General features: G+C 72.3%; 2 protein-coding genes and 1 pseudogene. All 3 read left to right on the forward strand.

Annotated elements, in window-relative coordinates; translation table 11 throughout:
• A pseudogene (locus tag FDN03_RS16255) lies at positions 1 to 332 on the forward strand (CapA family protein); the annotation flags it as partial.
• Positions 333 to 395: 63 nt separating this feature from the next.
• Entirely contained in the window at positions 396 to 1631 is a 1236-nt protein-coding gene (locus FDN03_RS16260) for a methyltransferase (RefSeq protein ID WP_212743954.1), read from the forward strand.
• On the forward strand, positions 1628 to 2134 hold a 507-nt coding region (locus tag FDN03_RS16265), incomplete at its 3' end, for an AAA family ATPase (RefSeq protein ID WP_171021301.1). The genes FDN03_RS16260 and FDN03_RS16265, both read left to right, overlap by 4 nt.

The raw sequence follows: 2134 nt of genomic DNA on the forward strand, positions 1-2134 counted from the left end.
CCCACCACCCGCGGCCGGTCGAGGTGTACCGGGACCGGCTCGTCCTGTACGGCTGCGGAGACTTCGTCGACGACTACGAGGGCATCCCGGGCTACGAGGGCTACCGGGACGATCTGCGACTGGCGTACTTCGTCTCCCTCGATCCGGACACCGCTGCCCTGACCGGCCTGCGGATGGTGCCCCTGCAGGCAAGGCGGATACGGCTGGAGCGCGCTGCGCCCGCGGACGCGGCCTGGCTGCGCGGAATCCTCGATCGGATCAGTGGCGGCTTCGGCACCCGGTTCGCCCTCGACCCGGACGGCACCCTGCGGCTGCGGCCGTGCGGAACCTGACACGGACCCGCCCGCGGCGACCTCCACGAGGCCGGCGGTGTTCTCCACGGCGATGACAGGGCGATGACAGGGTGCTGCAAGGCCCGGCCGGAGCTGGCCGCGACCACGCTGCCGCTGGAGATCAGGCTGCCGTCGCTGCCCTGCCGGGCCGGCGGCGCCGATCTCGCCAGACGGCTGTTCGAACCGTTGGGGTGGCAGGTCGCGGCCGTCCCGCTCCCGCTGGACCCGCGGTTCCCGGAGTGGGGCGACGCGCCACACCACGACGTCACGCTCACCGGGACTCTCCGCCTCGCCGACGCGCTCACCCAGGTCTACGTCCTGCTGCCGGTCCTCGACGACGCGAAGCACTACTTCGTCGGACGGGACGAGATCGACAAACTCCTCCGTGAGGGGGCCAGCTGGCTGCCGGGGCATCCGGAACGGCAACTGATCGCCAGGCGCTATCTCGCTCACCGCCGGGCCCTGGCCACCACGGCGCTCACCCAGCTCGCGGCCGTCGACGACCTCGCGGCCGACACCCTCGGCACCGGCTTCGAGCCCGGCCTGGTCGCGACCGAGGCAGAAGTGGCCGAGACAGAAGTGGCTGAGGCGGAAGTGGCCGAAGCAGAGGTACCCGAGACGGAAGTGGCCGAGGTGGGCGCCGAGGGCACGAGCGGCGACGTCGGCGAGACGCGGCCGCCGTCGTTGGCGGAGCTGCGGCGGCGGGCGATCCTCGCGGTGCTGCGCGCCTCGGACGCACACCGGGTCGCCGACGTCGGGTGCGGCGACGGCAAGCTGGTCGCGAGACTGCTCGCCGAGCCGACCTGCACCGAGGTCATCGCGGTCGACGTCTCCCACCGCGCACTGGAACTCGCCGCGCGGCGGCTGCGGATCGAGCGGATGCCCGACCAGGTCCGCGCCCGGCTACGCCTGATCGTCTCGTCGCTGACCTACCGGGACAGCCGCCTCACCGGCCTGGACGCGATCGTGCTCTCCGAGGTCGTCGAGCACGTCGACCCGCCCCGGCTGCCCGCGCTCGCCGAGGTGGTGCTGGGCCACGCGCAGCCCCGCCTGGTGATCGTCACGACGCCGAACATCGAGTACAACATCCGGTACGAGGGCCTGCCGTCCGGTGCGCTGCGGCACCGCGACCACCGTTTCGAGTGGACGCGGGACGAGTTCGCCACCTGGGTCGGCGGCCTCGTCGCCCGGTACCCCTACACGGCCAGGCTCGGTGGAGGCGGCATCGATGATCCGCAGGTCGGCCAGCCCACGCAACTGGCGATCCTCGAACGGCTGCCGGCGGGAGAAGGCCGATAAGCACACCGACAGGCGACCGTCCCCTCCCTGGGGTCGACGCTCCGCAGGCGCCGTTAACCATTCCCGAGATCTGTCTTTTCGTCCTCGTCGGCGTCACCGGCTCCGGAAAGTCGACCTTCGCCGCGCCGCATGTCCGTCCGACGCACGTGCTGTCCTACGACGCCTGCCGGGGGCTCATCGCGGACGACGAGAACGACCAGGCCGCGACCCCCGACGCGTTCGACGTCCTGCACTACATCGCCGGTAAGCGGCTCGCCGCCGGGCGGCTCACGGTTGTCGACGCGACGAACGTCCAGCGCGCGTCCCGTGCATCCCTGATCGAGCTGGCCAGGTCGCACGACGTGCTGCCGGTCGCGATCGTCCTCGACGTGCCGGAGTCGGTCTGCCTGGCGCGCAACGCGACGCGGCCCGACCGTGACTTCGGCCCGCATGTTGTCCGCCGGCAGCAGGCCGAGCTGCGGCGCTCGCTGCGCGGCCTGGCCCGAGAGGGGTTCCGGCGGGTC

This window comes from Glutamicibacter sp. V16R2B1 (genome assembly GCF_005774635.1).
GTDB lineage: Bacteria > Actinomycetota > Actinomycetes > Actinomycetales > Micrococcaceae > Glutamicibacter > Glutamicibacter creatinolyticus.